The organism is Streptomyces sp. NPDC002787 (genome assembly GCF_053592095.1).
The window spans coordinates 17,945-33,467 of record NZ_JBSFVC010000021.1 but is presented as its reverse complement, the minus strand read 5'-3'; the positions used below and the strand labels follow the sequence as shown (position 1 = coordinate 33,467).

The 15,523-nt window shown below is 72.6% G+C and carries 12 protein-coding genes; 6 read left to right on the top strand and 6 right to left on the bottom strand.

Features of this window, described 5'->3' with window-relative positions; translation table 11 throughout:
• The first annotated feature begins 276 nt into the window (after positions 1-276).
• The gene (locus ACWD26_RS27570) at positions 277-2,715 is read left to right on the top strand and encodes a hypothetical protein (protein ID WP_451274565.1); all 2,439 of its coding nucleotides are present in this window, start codon (positions 277-279) and stop codon (positions 2,713-2,715) included.
• A gap of 135 nt (positions 2,716-2,850) precedes the next feature.
• Here ACWD26_RS27570 and ACWD26_RS27565 read toward each other — a convergent pair whose 3' ends face one another.
• The 4 genes from ACWD26_RS27565 to ACWD26_RS27550 form a co-directional block, all read right to left on the bottom strand.
• Positions 2,851-5,289, bottom strand: a complete 2,439-nt coding sequence (locus tag ACWD26_RS27565; protein ID WP_451274563.1) for a right-handed parallel beta-helix repeat-containing protein — start codon at positions 5,287-5,289, stop codon at positions 2,851-2,853.
• A gap of 111 nt (positions 5,290-5,400) precedes the next feature.
• Complete coding sequence (locus tag ACWD26_RS27560) at positions 5,401-6,024, bottom strand: Rv1733c family protein (protein ID WP_451274561.1); 624 nt, start codon at positions 6,022-6,024, stop codon at positions 5,401-5,403.
• Between the two features lie 249 nt (positions 6,025-6,273).
• Complete coding sequence (locus tag ACWD26_RS27555) at positions 6,274-7,098, bottom strand: MOSC domain-containing protein (RefSeq protein ID WP_451274559.1); 825 nt, start codon at positions 7,096-7,098, stop codon at positions 6,274-6,276.
• 54 nt (positions 7,099-7,152) lie between these two features.
• Positions 7,153-7,605 carry a DUF6643 family protein gene (locus ACWD26_RS27550; RefSeq protein WP_451274557.1) on the bottom strand — a complete coding sequence of 151 codons (453 nt, stop codon included), beginning with the start codon at positions 7,603-7,605 and terminating at the stop codon, positions 7,153-7,155.
• Between the two features lie 303 nt (positions 7,606-7,908).
• Here ACWD26_RS27550 and ACWD26_RS27545 point away from each other — a divergent pair, with 303 nt between their 5' ends.
• Positions 7,909-9,201, top strand: coding sequence for a TerD family protein (locus ACWD26_RS27545; protein ID WP_451274555.1), 1,293 nt, complete (start codon positions 7,909-7,911; stop codon positions 9,199-9,201).
• A 33-nt stretch (positions 9,202-9,234) separates the two neighbouring features.
• Here the strand turns inward: ACWD26_RS27545 and ACWD26_RS27540 are convergent, their stop codons facing one another.
• Complete coding sequence (locus ACWD26_RS27540; protein WP_451274553.1) at positions 9,235-10,410, bottom strand: glycosyltransferase; 1,176 nt, start codon at positions 10,408-10,410, stop codon at positions 9,235-9,237.
• A 57-nt stretch (positions 10,411-10,467) separates the two neighbouring features.
• Between ACWD26_RS27540 and ACWD26_RS27535 the strand changes: the two genes are divergently transcribed.
• Both ACWD26_RS27535 and ACWD26_RS27530 read left to right on the top strand, forming a co-directional pair.
• Positions 10,468-11,274, top strand: a complete 807-nt coding sequence (locus tag ACWD26_RS27535; protein ID WP_451274551.1) for a glutamate racemase — start codon at positions 10,468-10,470, stop codon at positions 11,272-11,274.
• 50 nt (positions 11,275-11,324) lie between these two features.
• On the top strand, positions 11,325-11,876 hold the full coding sequence (locus tag ACWD26_RS27530; RefSeq protein WP_451274549.1) for a hypothetical protein: 552 nt from the start codon (positions 11,325-11,327) through the stop codon (positions 11,874-11,876).
• A 104-nt stretch (positions 11,877-11,980) separates the two neighbouring features.
• Here ACWD26_RS27530 and ACWD26_RS27525 read toward each other — a convergent pair whose 3' ends face one another.
• Positions 11,981-12,967 (bottom strand): O-antigen ligase family protein, encoded by a 987-nt coding sequence (locus ACWD26_RS27525; RefSeq protein WP_451274547.1) that lies wholly within the window; start codon positions 12,965-12,967, stop codon positions 11,981-11,983.
• A gap of 282 nt (positions 12,968-13,249) precedes the next feature.
• Here ACWD26_RS27525 and lnt point away from each other — a divergent pair, with 282 nt between their 5' ends.
• Positions 13,250-14,848, top strand: a complete 1,599-nt coding sequence (gene lnt, locus ACWD26_RS27520; protein ID WP_451274545.1) for an apolipoprotein N-acyltransferase — start codon at positions 13,250-13,252, stop codon at positions 14,846-14,848.
• A 68-nt stretch (positions 14,849-14,916) separates the two neighbouring features.
• Positions 14,917-15,390 (top strand): NUDIX hydrolase, encoded by a 474-nt coding sequence (locus ACWD26_RS27515; RefSeq protein WP_451274543.1) that lies wholly within the window; start codon positions 14,917-14,919, stop codon positions 15,388-15,390.
• Positions 15,391-15,523 lie beyond the last annotated feature (133 nt).

The following is a 15,523-nucleotide window of genomic DNA, read 5'->3' as shown; positions in this document are numbered from 1 at the left end:
CTCGCCCCATCACGCCCGACACGCTCCCATACCCCCTCCGACGAGGACATTCCCCCGTCCCCGGTCCCGAGGACGTCCCATATTCGCACGCCCCACCACCGGTGACGCCACTACCTGCACAGTCGCGTGCACCTCACGGTCCGTTCCGCGCGCCCGTCACTATCACACGGATCGGGGAGATTCCGTGACCACAGGTGTACGAATCCCGCTCAGCGGCGATCATCAGTGCCTGCACATCACATCTGACTTGCGACGCATCACGGGGGAAGCGGAACAGTGGATCGTGCGAGGGAACATACGACACATACGGAACCGAGGGAACATTCGGAACCCGCCGGGGCGGGGGAGCACCGGGACTCCGGCCGCACCACGGCGGACGGAACGGCCCTCGAACTCCTCGTCCACGGAGTAGGCGGCACCACACCCGAACGCATGCTGGACGATCCCCGCACGGTCCGGATCACCGGCGACGACACGGCCGCCGTCTTCCGGCGCATCGACGACGCCGACGCGGAGAGACGACCCGCCGACTACCGAGGCAAACCCGTCCCCGAGGCCTATGTATGGTGCAACCTCACCTCGGGCAACGGCTCCCGCGCCCTGTGGCTGCTGCTCCTGCCGTTCATGGTCGTCAACCTGGCCCACTGGATGCGCCCCACCACCCGGGACCGCCGTCGTACGGTGCGCCTCTACGGCCTCCTCGTCCGCCTGGCCGGCCTGACCCTGACCGTCCTGCTCGTCGCAGCCGCCTGCGAGGTCGCCCTCGACCTGACCGCCTGGCAGTGCGCCGGCACACGCGCGTGCGCCGAGGAGCACACCTGGCTCGGCTTTCTCTCCCCGGCGGTCTCCGACGACGGCTGGTGGAGCCTCCCCGGCCGCCGCCTCGCCCTGGCCTGTCTGGTGCCCACCGCGCTGACCGCCCTCCTCTGGTACCTCTCCCACCGCACCTGGAGCGCGTACGAGTCCCAGCGCCCCATGGACCGCGACGACGCCGAACCCGATGCCGCCGAGGCGGCCGGCGTCGCCCCCGAGGTCGAGGACACGGCACGGGTCGCTCTCGGCCGGCCCGGCTTCTGGTACGGGCGCCGACTGGTGGCCCGGCTGCGCGCGGCCCACGCGGCGGCCGGTTTCCTGACGGTCGCGGCGGCCGTCGGCACGTCCGCGGCCCGCCACGACCGCCGAGCGGGAGGCCCCGCCGTCCTGGAACTCCTGGGCTGGTTGCTGAATGCGGCACTCGTCCTCCTCGCGGTGATCGTGGTCTGGGTGGTGTGCCGCCGGGGCCGCAGCGAGAGGCGTCTCGACAAGGAACTGGACGAGTCCCTGGTACGTCGCCTGCCCGCCTGTTCCCTGGCGCTGCTGAGCCTCGCGATGGTGTACGCGGGATGGTCGCGCCCCGGCTGGAGGTCGGCGGGGCGGCTGCCGGGAGACATGACCTTCGGCGGGATCACCCTGGTCCAGGGCCTGCTCGTCATCGCACTCGGCGTGGTCGCGCACACCCTGTACCGCTCCCGCCCCGACCCGCGCACCGCCATGTACGGCCTGGCCGGCCCCGCCGTCGCGATGCTCGCCTGCGCCCTCGGCGGCGTGATGTCCGCGGGCGTCGCCCAACGCGTCGCGGACTGGCTGGGCGGAACCGACGAGGCCCTGCCCGGCCCACCCGTCCTCCTCACCTGGCAGGCCTCCGTCATCCCGCCCCTCCTCCTGGTCGTCCTCGGCCTCCTCGGCTGGCTGGCCCGCCGGACACGGGTGCTGCGGCGCGCGGAGATGGCCGCGGTGGAGCGCGAGTACGACCTGACGGACGGCCGACCCCACGGGGCGGAGCGACCGGAGGAGGAACGCGAGTCCCAGGACGCCGGCCGCACCCGCCGTATCGCGCGCACCCGAGCCATGGCCGCCCTCACCGACCGGGCGCCCCGCATCGTCGGCATCACCTCGACCGTGACGCTGCTCCTCGGCGCCGGCGCGCTGGCCGGGGCCCTGCTGACGCGCGAGACACCGGCGCAGGCCGCGCACGACTCGTACGACTTCGTCGCGGGTGCCGCCGAGACCGCGCAGGCGCTGGGGTCCTGGCTGATCGGGGTGGGCTTCCTGCTGTTCGTCACCTGGGGCCGCCGGGCCTACAAGGACGCCTCCGCGCGCCGCACGATCGGCATCCTCTGGGACGTGGGCACGTTCTGGCCCCGCGCCGCACACCCGTTCGCGCCGCCTTGCTACGCCGAGCGGGCCGTGCCCGACCTGACCTGGCGCATGGCCACGTGGACCCGCACCACGGGCGGCCGTCTCGTCATCTCCGGCCACTCCCAGGGCAGCGTCCTCGCGGCGGCCGCCGCCTGGCAGCTGACCCCGTCGGTCCGCAAGCGGGTCGCGCTGCTCACCTACGGTTCACCGCTGGAGCGGCTGTACGGGCGCTGGTTCCCCGCCCACTTCGGCCCGGAGCCGCTCGCCTCCCTGCACCGCGAGGTCGACTGCTGGCGCAACCTGTACCGCCTCACCGATCCCATCGGCGGCCCCGTACACCTGACGAGCCGATCCGGGGCGCGGGTCGACGCGGAGCCCTTCACGGACCCGCTCGCCTACGGCCGCACCGGCGCCCACCCGCTGCCCGCCCCGATCCTCGGCCACTCCGACTACCAGGCGGACCCGGCCTTCGTCGAGGAACGCAAGCAGCTGCTGGATCGGCTGGGCACCGAGCTGCCGGGACCACGGACGCCCTAGCCCGGGCAGGGCCCCAGCCCCCGGGCGGAGACACCCTGCCCGGGGGTGCTCCCCGCTCTCCTCGCCCAGCGCACGCCGGAACCGCGCCACGTTCTCGGTGAGGCCGCCGTCCGGCGCCGGCCAGGACCGGAGGGCCTACGGCAGCTCCGGCAGGTCGGCCGCGTACAGCAACGTCAGGTCGTCCGTGTTCGGTTCGTCGACCTGGGCCACCCGGCTCGCGTGCCGCTCCACCATCGCCTCGAACGTCTGCCGCGCGGTACGGCCGTTGCCGAAGGCCGGGCCCTTCGGGAGCGCCGTGAAGTACTGCAGCAGCGCGTCGCCCGCGCCCGGCGCCAGCCGGTACTCGTGCTCCTCGGCCTGCTGCTCCACGATGCGCAACAGCTCGTCCGGGACGTAGTCGTCGAAGGTGATGGTCCGTGAGAAACGGGACGCCACACCGGGGTTGACGGTGAGGAAGCGCTCCATCTCGGCCGTGTAGCCCGCGACGATCACCACGACCGCGTCCCGGTGGTCCTCCATCAGCTTCACCAGCGTGTCGATGGACTCCTTGCCGAAGTCCCTCCCCGAGTCCTCCGGTGACAGCGCGTACGCCTCGTCGATGAACAGCACACCGCCGTGGGCCCGTTGGAACGCCTCCTGGGTGCGGATCGCCGTGGAGCCGATGTGCTCGCCGACCAGATCCACCCGGGACACCTCGACGAGATGGCCCTTCTCCAGGACGCCGAGCGAGGCCAGGATCTCGCCGTAGAGGCGGGCGACCGTGGTCTTGCCGGTGCCGGGGGAGCCCGTGAACACCAGGTGCCGTTTGACCGAGGCCGCCTTGAGGCCGGCCTGCTGGCGGCGGCGACCCACCTCGATCATGTCGGTGAGGGCACGGACCTCGCGCTTGACGCTGTCCAGGCCGACCAGCGCGTCGAGTTCGCCGAGCACGGCCTTCGAGGTCCGCGCCGGCTCGGGCTCCGCCACGGGAGCTGCGGCGACCGGCGGCTGCTCGGTGGTGCGCTGGCCCGGGATCGAGCCCAGCAGGCCGGGCGACGGGGCCGTCGTCTGTGTGGCGGTCTCCTGCAGGGCGGGGGGCCGGACGCCCGCGCTCTCGTCGCTGGTGCAGTCCTCCACGACGGGGCCACCGCCCGCGGCGCCGGGGCCACCGTCCGCGAACTCGTAACCACCGCGCGCGCAACGCTCCGTACGGCACTTGCGCAGCGTCGCCCGGCAGCCGTCGATGATGTGGAAGCCGTAGCCGCCGCTGCCCGTCACCCGGCAGTTGAGGAAGCTGCCGCGGCCCTCGGCGGAGACATAGAAGCCCGCCTCGGCGGGCGAGGACACCGTGCAGCGCTCGATGGTCGGATCGGCGCCCTTGGTGACGATGACGCCGGTCTGTGTGCCGTCGATCGTGCAGCCGTTGAGGGTGCCGCCGCTGCCGTGGTCACGGAACCAGGCGCCCGTGGCGGCGTCCCGGATCCGGCAGTCGTCGAGCTGCGCGGTCGCCCCGTCGCTCACCGACACGGCCGTGTTCCGCACCTGCGACAGGTCACTGTCGACGACGTCCGCGCGCGAGCCGCGGTCCAGCACGAACAGCGCGTCCGGCACATCGTGCACCCGGCACGACTCCAGCACCGCCGTGGCGCCGTCGCTGACCCAGACGGCCGGATAGTCGCCCGTGCTGTCGAAGATCTCGCACTGGTTGGCGTCCACGCGCGTGCCCGGGTCCCACACCGACAGACCGTTGCGCCCGAACTGCCGTACCGACGTGCGGGTCAGGGTGAGGACGGAGCGCGAGCGGAGATCCACCGCGTTCTCCGGGATGTCGTGGATACGGCAGTCCGCCAGGGTGAGCACGGCGTCCGTGTCGAGCGTGACCCCGTCGGCCGTCGTGCGGTGCACATCGCAGTCGGTGAGATGGGCCGTGGCCCGCCCGGTGATCTGTACGCCACTGCCACGGACCTCGTAGATCTCGCAACCGACCGCTTCCAGCGCGGAGCTCTCCCCGGTCGCCGTCAGTCCCGAACCGGCGGTGTGGTGCACACGGCAGCGCTCCAGGCGGGGGTGGCCGCCGCCGCGTACCGCGACACCGGCCTGACCGGCCGCGACGACCTCGCACTCCTCGAACACGCCACCGCCGCCGTCGACCACGGCGATACCGATACCGGCCGGGTTGTCGACCGTGCAGCGTCGGACCGTCGGGCGGGCGCCGCCGCGCACCTCGATGCCGGCCGCGGACCGTGTGACGATCCGCAGGTCCAGGAGCTCGGGTGTGCCGTCCTCGACGAGCAGCGCGGGCGCCGCCGCGTCCTGGCCCTCCACGTGCAGGTCCTGCACGACGGCCGAGGCGGACACCGTCAGCGGCACCCCGTCCACGGGAGCGATGCGAACCGAGCCGGGCGAGCCCTCCGGGCCGCGCAGCGTGACCCCCCGCTGCACGACGAGGTTCTCCCGGTACGTGCCGGGAGCGACGATGAGCACATCGCCGTCACTCGCGGCCTCCAGGGCCGCGGCGAGCGATGTGTACTCGCCTGTGCGGCGCCGCCACCGCGATGTACCGGTGTGCGTCACCTGGACCGTGCCCTGTGCCATGGCGTTGCTGTGCCCCCACCTCGTGGAACGCGGGTCGATGCCGAACAGTTCGGCTGGTCGGTCCACCGTAGCGTGCGCGGGCAGGGGGAGTTGACCGGAGTGGGAAGGCCGTCAGCTGCCGGTGCCCGTCCTGCCCCAGTCCGGCCCCGCCTTGTCCCACGCCTGGTCCCAACGGGTGTACCGGCGGCGGACCATGCGCCAGACGATCAGCCGTCGGCCCCCCTCGACGAGCCCCGCCGCGAGCATGGTGGCACCGAATCCGGCCAGCACGGCGTGGGTCGTCGCGGTGGCGGTGTCCAGGGGGCGGCCCACCGTTCGGCCCTGGCCGTCCGTCCACAGCGTGAAGTGGTCGCCGGGCTCTGGGGTCTTGAGGTTCGCCATGACCGTGCCGTGCCGGTCGGTGCCGTCCGGGCCGGTCCAGTCGGCGACCACCCGGCTCTGCCGGTCGCGGGTGGTGGCGGTCTCCGGGTCAGGGTCCAGCGGGGAGCCGTCGACCTTCCTGACGACGGTGGCCGTCACCAGGTGCCGGCTCTCGCGCTGGTCCCGCACGGACTGCTGCAGGGCGCCCTGGGCGGTCAGGCCGACGACGGCACCGACGAGGGGCGCGGCGACGAGGATCAGCAGGAGGGCCGCGAACGCCAGCCAGGCCTCGACGAGATCCGTCGTCCGCCGCAGCGGATTGTGCCGCCAACGCCACAGCCCGCCGAACGCCCGTAGCCCACCGATTGCCCGCACTGCCCCACACCCCCTTCCGCGTCCGTGATAACCCCGGCCGGGGCCGTCCACGCGCGGTCCCGGTCGAAGAGAGAGCGAAATCACCCTCCGGCCGGCCTTCTCCTGAACTTCTCGCAAAGCCTCAACGGTTGGGTCCGGGGCCTGTGTTCCCTGCACACGAACCGAATCATTGGAACTTGAATTCTCAAGGGGGAGAGGGGTGCCCGGGATTCCCTCAGGACCGCGCAGACCTCATCGAGTGCGTACGCCCTATTCGAGCACCCGCACCGGATCGCCGACCCGAACCGTGCCCCCGGATTCCGGAACGAGGTTCTGCCCGAAGACGAGCTTGTCGCCGAAACGGCGGTGGCGGGCGAGTGTGCGCAGCGGTTCCCGCCCCCGCTCGGCGGTGTCCTGGTCGGTGGTGGTCACCACGCACCGCCCGCACATCTTGGCGACCCGGAAGGTGACCTCGCCCAGGGCGACGCGCCGCCAGCCGTCCTCGGCCCAGGCGTCCGTGCCGTCGACGACCACGTTCGGCCGGAAGCGGCTCATGGGCAGCGGGCCCTCTTCGGGGTGGTCGCCCCGTGCGATCAGGGAGTTGAGTGCGTCGAGCGAGGCCAGGGTGGTGACCAGCAGCGGGTAGCCGTCGGCGAAGCTGACGGTCTCGCCGGGGCGGGCGTACTCGGGATCGATCGGGCGGCGGGTCGCCGGGTCGTCGAGGTGCACGAGCCGCACGGCGACGCCCAGGTACGCGCTGAACCAGGCGTGTGCGGCGGTGTCGGCGGGGACGCCTTCCACCTTGTCGCGCCAGAGCTCCACCATGGTCGTCCCCGTGGGCTCGGGCACGGGGACGGTGAGCGGCTCCAGGCCGGGCGCGGACAGCAAGAGACCGCCGCCGGGCAGCAGCCCGGCGGCGGCCAACGCCATCCGCGGATGAGGACGTTGAGTGATGACCTTGCCCGAGTCGTCGACCAGCACCCAACGGCGGTCGCCCGCCAGCCCCCAGGGCTCCACGACGGCCTCGTCGGGGGAGAAACCCCGGGCCGCCTTCAGCGGGTGGACATGGATCGAGTGCAGTGACGGATTCCCCATGGGGTCATCCTGCCAGCAGGCTGTGACAACCCCACGCGGAATATTTCAACCGGCTCAGTACCCGCGGTACTGCTGGCCGTTGTACGGCTCCTGCTGGTAGGGGGCCGCGGCCTGGGGCGGGCGCGGTGCCGCCGGGCGCATGGCCTCGTAGCCGGTGTTGCCGGCCATCGGACGTTGCTGCTGCGGCTGCTGGGCGCCCGGGTAGCCACGCGGGCCCGCGGCCTGCTGCGGGATGTACGCGTTCGGCGCCTGCTGCAGCGGTGAGGGCTGTTGGGCCTGCGGATAACCGTAGGCGGGGGACGGCTGGGAGGGGCCCGCCGGCAGTGCGGGAAGCGCCGACGGGAGCGCGGGCAGATTACTGCCCGGCACGTCGTACGCGGCGGGTACTCGGATCGGGGCGATCTGAGGGGTTCCCCGCTCGGCGACCAGGGAGTCGTAGATCGGGGTGTCCGCGAAGGACGAGGCGGAGTAGTAACCGCCGCCGTAGGTGGAGCGGGGGGAGGTCATGGCACATAAGTTAAGCCCACGATGTGCTGGTTGGGGAGACCGATAAGAGGGTTGTTTTCCGTGTCGGCAGTGACGCTGGATCCCCAATGCGAGCGAACTCGGCGAAAAAGGGCAGCAAGGTGCGTTCTGATCGTGTAAAGGGCGAGTTCACGGCGGGTTACCGAAGGTTGGCCAGGGATCTTTCGTACGGGTTCTGGGGGTTCCGGGGCCCGGGGGAATAGGTTTGGCGCCGACAACGGATCCCGTCGGATCCGACGGACGCGTGGGACGCGGCCCGGCGACGACCTTCTGGGTGACCTTCTGATGGGGGCGGACATGTCAATGCCGAAAGGATCGAACACCGCGGTGCCGACCACCGCGCTGCGCGTGGAACTGGGCTGGCGTTCCGGACCGGGCGTGCCAGACACGGACGCCTCGGCGCTGTTGCTGGTCGGCGGAAGGGTGCGCTCCGACGCCGACTTCGTCTTCTACAACCAGCCCGCGCACTCCTCCGGCGCGGTCCGGCACGAGGGCAAACGGGACGCGGGCGGCCAGGTGACCGACTCGATGCTCGTCGACCTCGCGCGCGTGGAGCCCGCCATCGAGACCGTGGTGCTCGCCGCCTCCGCGGACGGCGGCACCTTCGGGCAGGTGCCCGGGCTGTACATCCGTGTGCTGGACGAGCGGGCGGGCACCGAGGTCGCGCGCTTCGACAGCGCGGACGCCGGTGTCGAAACCGCTTTCGTGCTCGGGGAGTTCTACCGCCGTCAGGGTGCCTGGAAGTTCCGTGCCGTCGGCCAGGGCTACAGCAAGGGCCTGGAGGGCCTCGCCACCGACTTCGGTATCACCGTGGACGAACCGCAGCACACGGCCGCGCCCGCCCCCGTGGCCGCGCCCGCACCCGTCGCTCCGCCGGTCACCGTGCCGCCGCCGGTGACGGCCGCCCCGCCCCCGCCGCCCGTGTCGGCGCCCACCCCGGTCCGCCTCACCAAGGTGACACTCACCAAGGAGGCCCCGGCGGTCTCCCTCACCAAGCAGGGCGGTACCTCCGGCGCCCTGCGCGTGAACCTCAACTGGGAGGTGCGCAAGCAGTTCACCGGGTGGGGCAGCAAGCTGGGGCGGGCCGTCGCCAACCACGCGGACCTCGACCTCGACCTGTGCGCCCTGTTCGAACTGTCCGACGGCAGCAAGGGCGTCGTCCAGGCGCTAGGCAACGCTTTCGGTTCGCTGCGCCAGCCGCCGTTCATCCACCTCGACGGCGACGACCGCACCGGTGCGGTGAGCAGAGGCGAGAACCTCACCGTCAACCTCGACCACAGGCAGGCCTTCCGGCGCATCCTCATCTTCGTCACCATCTACGAGGGCGCCCGCTCCTTCGCCGACCTGCACGCGACGGTCACCCTCCACCCCCAGCACGGCGCCCCCGTCGACTTCTCCCTCGACGAGTGCACCGTCCCCTCCACCGTCTGCGCCCTCGCCCTCATCACCAACCAGGGCGGCGACCTCGTCGTCCAGCGCGAGGCCCGCTACCTCGTCCCCGAGCGCGGCGTGAGCCCGCAGCGTACGGTCGACTACGCCTACGGGTGGGGGATGAACTGGACCCCCGGCAGGAAATAGGGACCCGTACACCACAAGGGCCCCGGTACGGGGCTAGCCCTCGTCCGGGACCGACTCCGGGCGGGCGTAGGTGCGGCCCTTCCAGGCCGCCCCGCGTCCTCGGTGGTGCCGGGCCGCGGAGTCGACCGTCATCAGCAGGTACAGGAACGCGGTGAACGGGAGAAGGGGAGCGAGCCACGGCGGTTGTCCGTAGTAGCGGAGCATCGGCAGGTACGTCGCCGTCATCAGCAGCCAGGCCGACCCGCCCAGAAGAGCGGCCGGGAGGTCTCCGGTGGCGAGGCCCACCAGGAGCGCGACGGGCGGTACGAGATAGACCAACGCCAGGCCGACGACCGTGCCGGCGAGCAGCAGCGGGTTGTGCAGCAGCTGGGCGTAGGCGCTGCGCGCGACCATGTGCCACAGGTCGTGCAGCCGGGGGTAGGGCCGCACACTGTCCACCCGCTCGGCCAGCCCCAGCCAGATGTGGCCGCCGCTTCGCTTGACCGCCCGGGCCAGCGCCACGTCGTCGATGACCGCCTGCCGGATCGCGTCCGGGACGCGCGCCCGCTCGGCGGCCTCGGCCCGCAGCAGCACGCAGCCTCCCGCCGCGGCGGCTGTGCGCGAACCCCGGACGCCGATCCGGCGGAACGGATACAGCTGGGCGAAGAAGTAGACGAAGGCGGGCACGACGAGTCGCTCCCACACGCTCTCCGCGCGCAGCCGCGCCATCTGGGACACGAGGTCGAAGCCCCCGGTGCGCGCCGCCGCCACCAACGTGCGCAGGCTGTCCGGCCCGTGGGCGATGTCCGCGTCCGTCAGCAGCAGGAACTCGGGCCCACGCGCGCGTGCCAGCCCCATTCCGTGCCGTACGGCCCAGAGCTTGCCCGTCCAGCCGGCGGGCGGCTCACCGGGGGAGGACACGGTCAGGGGCAGCCCGCCGTGCCGTCGCGAAAGCTCGCGGGCCAGCTCACCGGTGCCGTCCGAGCTGCCGTCGTCGACGAGGAAGACCTCCGCCCGGCCGGGATAGTCCTGGGCCAGCAGCGACGGCAGGCTCTCGGGCAGAACGGCGGCCTCGTCGCGCGCGGGGACGACGACGCAGACGTACGGCCAGTCGTCGGGATCCCGGCGGGACGGCAGGCGTACGTCCGTGCGCCAGAAGAAGCCCTGGCCGAGCAGCAGCCACAGCCAGGCGGCGAGGGATCCGGCGGCAATCCACGCGATGGCGCTCACGCTCGCAGTCTGCCCCACCCGAACGGCCCGACCGAGGCCATCGTCTATCGTGGCCGGGTGAAGATCGCGCTCATGGACTCCGGTATCGGTCTGCTCCCCGCCGCCGTCGCGGTACGGCGGCTGAGGCCCGACGCGGACCTCGTGATCTCCTCCGACCCCGACGGCATGCCGTGGGGTCCGCGCACTCCCCAGGACCTGACGGAGCGTGCCATCGCCGTCGCCGAGGCGGCTGCCGCACACCGGCCCGACGCGCTGATCGTCGGCTGCAACACCGCCTCCGTGCACGCCCTGCCCGCCCTGCGCGGCCTCCTAGAACCGGGACTGCCGGTCATCGGCACGGTCCCGGCGATCAAACCCGCCGCGTCCGGCGGCGGCCCCTTCACCATCTGGGCCACGCCCGCCACCACCGGCAGCCCCTACCAGCGCGGCCTCATCGAGGAGTTCGCCGACGGCGTGGCGGTCACCGAAGTGCCCTGCTGGGGGCTGGCCGAAGCGGTGGAGCACGCCGACGACGCCGCGATCGACGCCGCGATCGCCGCGGCAGCCGCGTTGACCCCCGACGATGTGACGACCGTCGTCCTGGGCTGCACCCATTACGAACTCGTCGCCGAACGCATCCGCGAGGCCGTCCAGAAGCCCGGCCGGCCGCCGCTCGTCCTGCACGGTTCCGCCGACGCCGTGGCCGCCCAGGCGCTGCGCCGCATCGGCGAGCTGCCGAAGCCCGAGGCCGACTGGACCGAGTCGACGCTGACGGTCATCCTCAGCGGACGCGAGGGCTCGCTGCCCGCCCCGGCGCTGGCCTACGAGGAGGGCAGGCTGCTCCGGACGGCCGGTCCCGCACTGGTGGCCCGCCCGGAGCAGTGACGTTCCGCAACCAGGTGCCCGCGCTGTGGAACCTGAGTACTCTCAAAGCCATGAAGGACCACCCCCACGGCGAGACGGGCACCCCCGAAGGCCCGCACCCCGAGGTCTGGACAGGCCGCGCGACCAACCGCGGCCAGTGGCTGCTCGCACTCGGCGGCGCAGCCTGTATGGCACTGGGCGTCGAACTCGCGGTCGACTCCGCGTGGACGTCCGGTGTCGCCCCGCTCGTCATGTCGGTCGTCGGCTGCATCGCGGCCGGTCTGCTCGTCCTCTTCGGCACGCTCGCGTTCGTGCATGTCTCCGTGAAGGTCGACAACGACTGCCTCGAGGTCCGCTGCGGCCACATCGGCGTGCCGCGCCGCCGCATCCCCCTGTCCCAGGTCGCCGACGCGGTCTTCGCGCCGTGCGTCACCCCCCACCAGTGGGGCGGCTGGGGCTACCGCTGGCGACCCGAGAAGGGCACCGCCGTCGTCGTACGGCGGGGTGAGGGCGTGGTCCTGAGCCTCTGGGACGGCCACACGTTCACGATCACCGTGGACAACGCCGAGACCGCCGTACGTGTCATCCGTGCCCGGCTGACCCCGAAGGCGTTGCCCGGCTGACCCCGGAAGGCGTTCGGCGCCGCGCGCTGACGCCCTTCGTCCTGGCTGGGCCCTTCGTCGCGGCCGACGTCTCGTCCTCGTCTAACGGCCGTCGAGGTCCTCGTCTAGCGGCCGTCGAGGTCGGGCGCCCCGACGTCGCCCCCTTCGTCCGTCAGGGGCCGGGCCGTCGCCATTCCGGCGAGCAGGCCCGCACCAGCCGTCACCGTCGTGAAGCTCAGCGCGTTGCCGACCGCCGCGATCGCGGCCAGCGCGGTCAGGGCCGCGGCCGCCGTGAGGACGACCGGAGTGGGGCGCGGGGCCCGCCACAGGACGTACAGGACCCAGCCGAACACCACGGCGAGCAGGGCGACACCGATCAGCCCCTGCTCGGCCGCCAGCTGCAACGGTGCCGAGTGTGGTTTGTCGTCGGGGGCGACCGACAGGGCCAGCGTCGGGCTGAGCTCCCCGAAGCGGCCCGGTCCGGCGCCCAGCAGCGGCTCGTCGCGGACCAGGCCGAGCGCGTCCTGCCACAGCAGGACCCGGTGCGGGGTGAGCTGCCCCTCCAGCGCGTCGGTCAGACCGGCGGGCAGCACGTCCTCGGCGATCGCCCAGACCGTCCCCGTCACCAGGGCCGTGCCGAGCGCGAGCCCCGCGAGTCCCGGGCCCCGGCCCATACGGGCCGCCGCGAGCGAGCACAACAGCACCCCGGCGCACGCGGCGAAGCCGGTGGTCGAGCCGAGCACGGCAGCGGTCACCGCCACTCCGCAGGCCAGCAGGCGCAGGGCCAGCCGGAGCCCCGGCGAGCGGGCCGCCCAGGCGGAGCAGCAGGCGGCGCCGGCGGACAGGGCCAGCAGCGCGGCGGTTGCACCCGTGTGGCCGAGCGGCGAGACGAGCGGTGAGCCCGTCATGGTGTGCGGGGCGGTGACCGCCAGACCGACACCGGCGAGCGCTCCGGCGGACGGTGCCACCACCGGCAGCAGGGCTCCGCAGATCCGGCCCGCCGCATAGCCGGCCGCCACCGCGAGCACGGCGAGCAGTACCCCCTCCGGGCGGCCGCCTCGCGCGGCCGCCGTGATCAACGCCCAGGCCGCGCACGCCCCGAGCAGGAGCACACCCGTGACATCAGAAACGTTCCGTCTCTCATCCGAGGCCGACGCTCCGGCCGCGGACTCCGTCCCCGTGGACCCCAACCCGTCGCCCCCCGACTGTGCCGGGCCCCGACCGCCCGGCCGTATCCGGCCGCACGTCAGAGGCTCGCGCACACCGTAACGGGTGATGCGCCGGTTTGTGGATGAGTTGCGCAGGAACGTTGCGGCAGAGAGGCGACACATGCCTCAGCCGGGACGCTCGGGCCGCGCTGTCAAGGCCGGGGTGACGCGCCGTACACTCCCCGAGTGACCGTCACCGCCGCTCCCGTAGACGAGCCAGCACAGCCCGAACGCCAGGCCAGGCCCAAGTTCCGGGCGTTGCTCCCGGCCGTCGCCGCGGCGCTTTCCGGGGTGCTGCTCTATGTCAGCTTCCCGCCCCGGACCCTGTGGTGGCTGGCGCTGCCGGCCTTCGCGGTCTTCGCGTGGGTGCTGCGCGGACGCGGGTGGAAGGCGGGCCTCGGTCTCGGCTATCTCTTCGGCCTCGGATTCCTGCTGCCGCTGCTGGTGTGGACCGGCGTGGAGGTCGGCCCCGGACCGTGGCTCGCGCTCGCCGTGATCGAGGCGGTGTTCGTGGCGCTCGTCGGCGCGGGCGTCGCCGTGGTGTCGAAGCTGCCCGGCTGGCCGGTGTGGGCCGCCGCGGTGTGGGTCGCCGGTGAGGCGGCACGCGCGCGTGCCCCGTTCAGCGGCTTCCCCTGGGGCAAGATCGCCTTCGGTCAGGCGGACGGCGTCTTCCTGCCGCTGGCCGCGCTGGGCGGTACACCGGTGCTCGGCTTCGCGATCGTCCTCTGCGGGTTCGGTCTGTACGAGGTGGTGCGGCTGGTGGTCGAGAGCCGGCGCACCGGCGAGGCCGTGCGACGGGGCACCGCGGCCGTCGCGGCACTGTCCGTGGCCGTCCCTCTGGTGGGTGCCTTCGCGTCCCGTGCCCTGGTGAGCGACAAGGCCGAGGACGGCACCGCGACCGTGGCGGTCATCCAGGGCAACGTCCCGCGCCTGGGACTCGACTTCAACGCCCAGCGGCGGGCCGTGCTCGACTACCACGCCAGGGAGACCGAGCGCCTGGCCGCCGAGGTCGACGCCGGCAAGGTCGCCCAGCCCGACTTCGTGCTCTGGCCGGAGAACTCCTCCGACATCGACCCCTTCGCCAACTCCGACGCCCGCGCGGTGATCGAGCGGGCGGCCACCGCCATCGGCGCCCCCATCTCCGTCGGCGGCGTGGTCGAGCGGGACGGCAAGCTCTACAACGAGCAGATCCTGTGGGACCCGGTGAAGGGTCCCGTCGACACCTACGACAAGCGGCAGATCCAGCCGTTCGGCGAGTATCTGCCTCTGCGGTCGCTCGTCGGCGCCATCAACAGCGAGTGGACGTCCATGGTCCGCAGGGACTTCAGCCGGGGCAGCGAGCCCGGTGTGTTCACCATGGACGGCGCCAAGGTCGGTCTCGTCACCTGCTACGAGGCGGCATTCGACTGGGCCGTGCGCTCCGAGGTCACCGACGGCGCACAGCTGATCTCGGTGCCGAGCAACAACGCGACCTTCGACCGCAGCGAGATGACGTACCAGCAGCTCGCCATGTCCCGCGTCCGTGCCGTCGAGCACAGCCGCACCGTCACCGTGCCGGTGACCAGCGGCGTCAGTGCGATCATCATGCCGGACGGCAGGATCACGCAGAAGACCGGCATGTTCGTCCCCGACTCGCTGGTCCAGAAGGTGCCGCTGCGCTCCTCGGAGACACCCGCCACCAGGCTCGGCATCGCGCCCGAGGTGCTTGTGGTGCTGGTCGCGGCCGGTGGGCTCGGCTGGGCGATCGGGGCCGGCGTGCGCGGGAGGCGCGCCGGTGGCGTGTAGCCGTACGCCTCTCGTGCGCATCCTGGGAAGCGACGGGATGACGGAACGGGCCCGTTAGGGTCGGCTCCATGGCTACCCCTGATTTCATCCGCACACTCCGTGCTTCCGCCGGCCACCAGCTGCTCTGGCTCCCCGGAGTCACCGCCCTCGTCTTCGACGACGAGGGCAGAGTGCTGCTGAACCGCCGGTCCGACAACGGCAAGTGGTCGCTGATCGGCGGCATCCCGGACCCGGGGGAGCAGCCGGCGGCCTGCGCGGTGCGGGAGGTCTACGAGGAGACGGCGGTGCGGTGCGTGGCCGAACGCATCGTCCTCGTCCAGGCGTTGGACCCGGTGCGGTACGACAACGGGGACGTCTGCCAGTACATGGACACCACGTTCCACTGCCGTGCCGTCGGAGGCGAGGCGCGTGTCAACGACGACGAGTCCCTGGAGGTCGGCTGGTTCTCGCTGGACGCCCTGCCGGACCTGGGCGAGTTCGCGCTCCTGCGCATCAAGCAGGCTTTGTCCGACGCGCCCGCGTGGTTCGACCCCGCGGTCTGAGCCGGACAACTCGAACCGCTGCACGCGCGGGACGGCGACGGCGCTCCGGTGTGCCGCCACCCGCAGCCGGAGCCGCCGTTTGTTCTGACGCCGTGTTCGCGAGCCACGCGCCGCCACCCCGTCGCGGTACGAC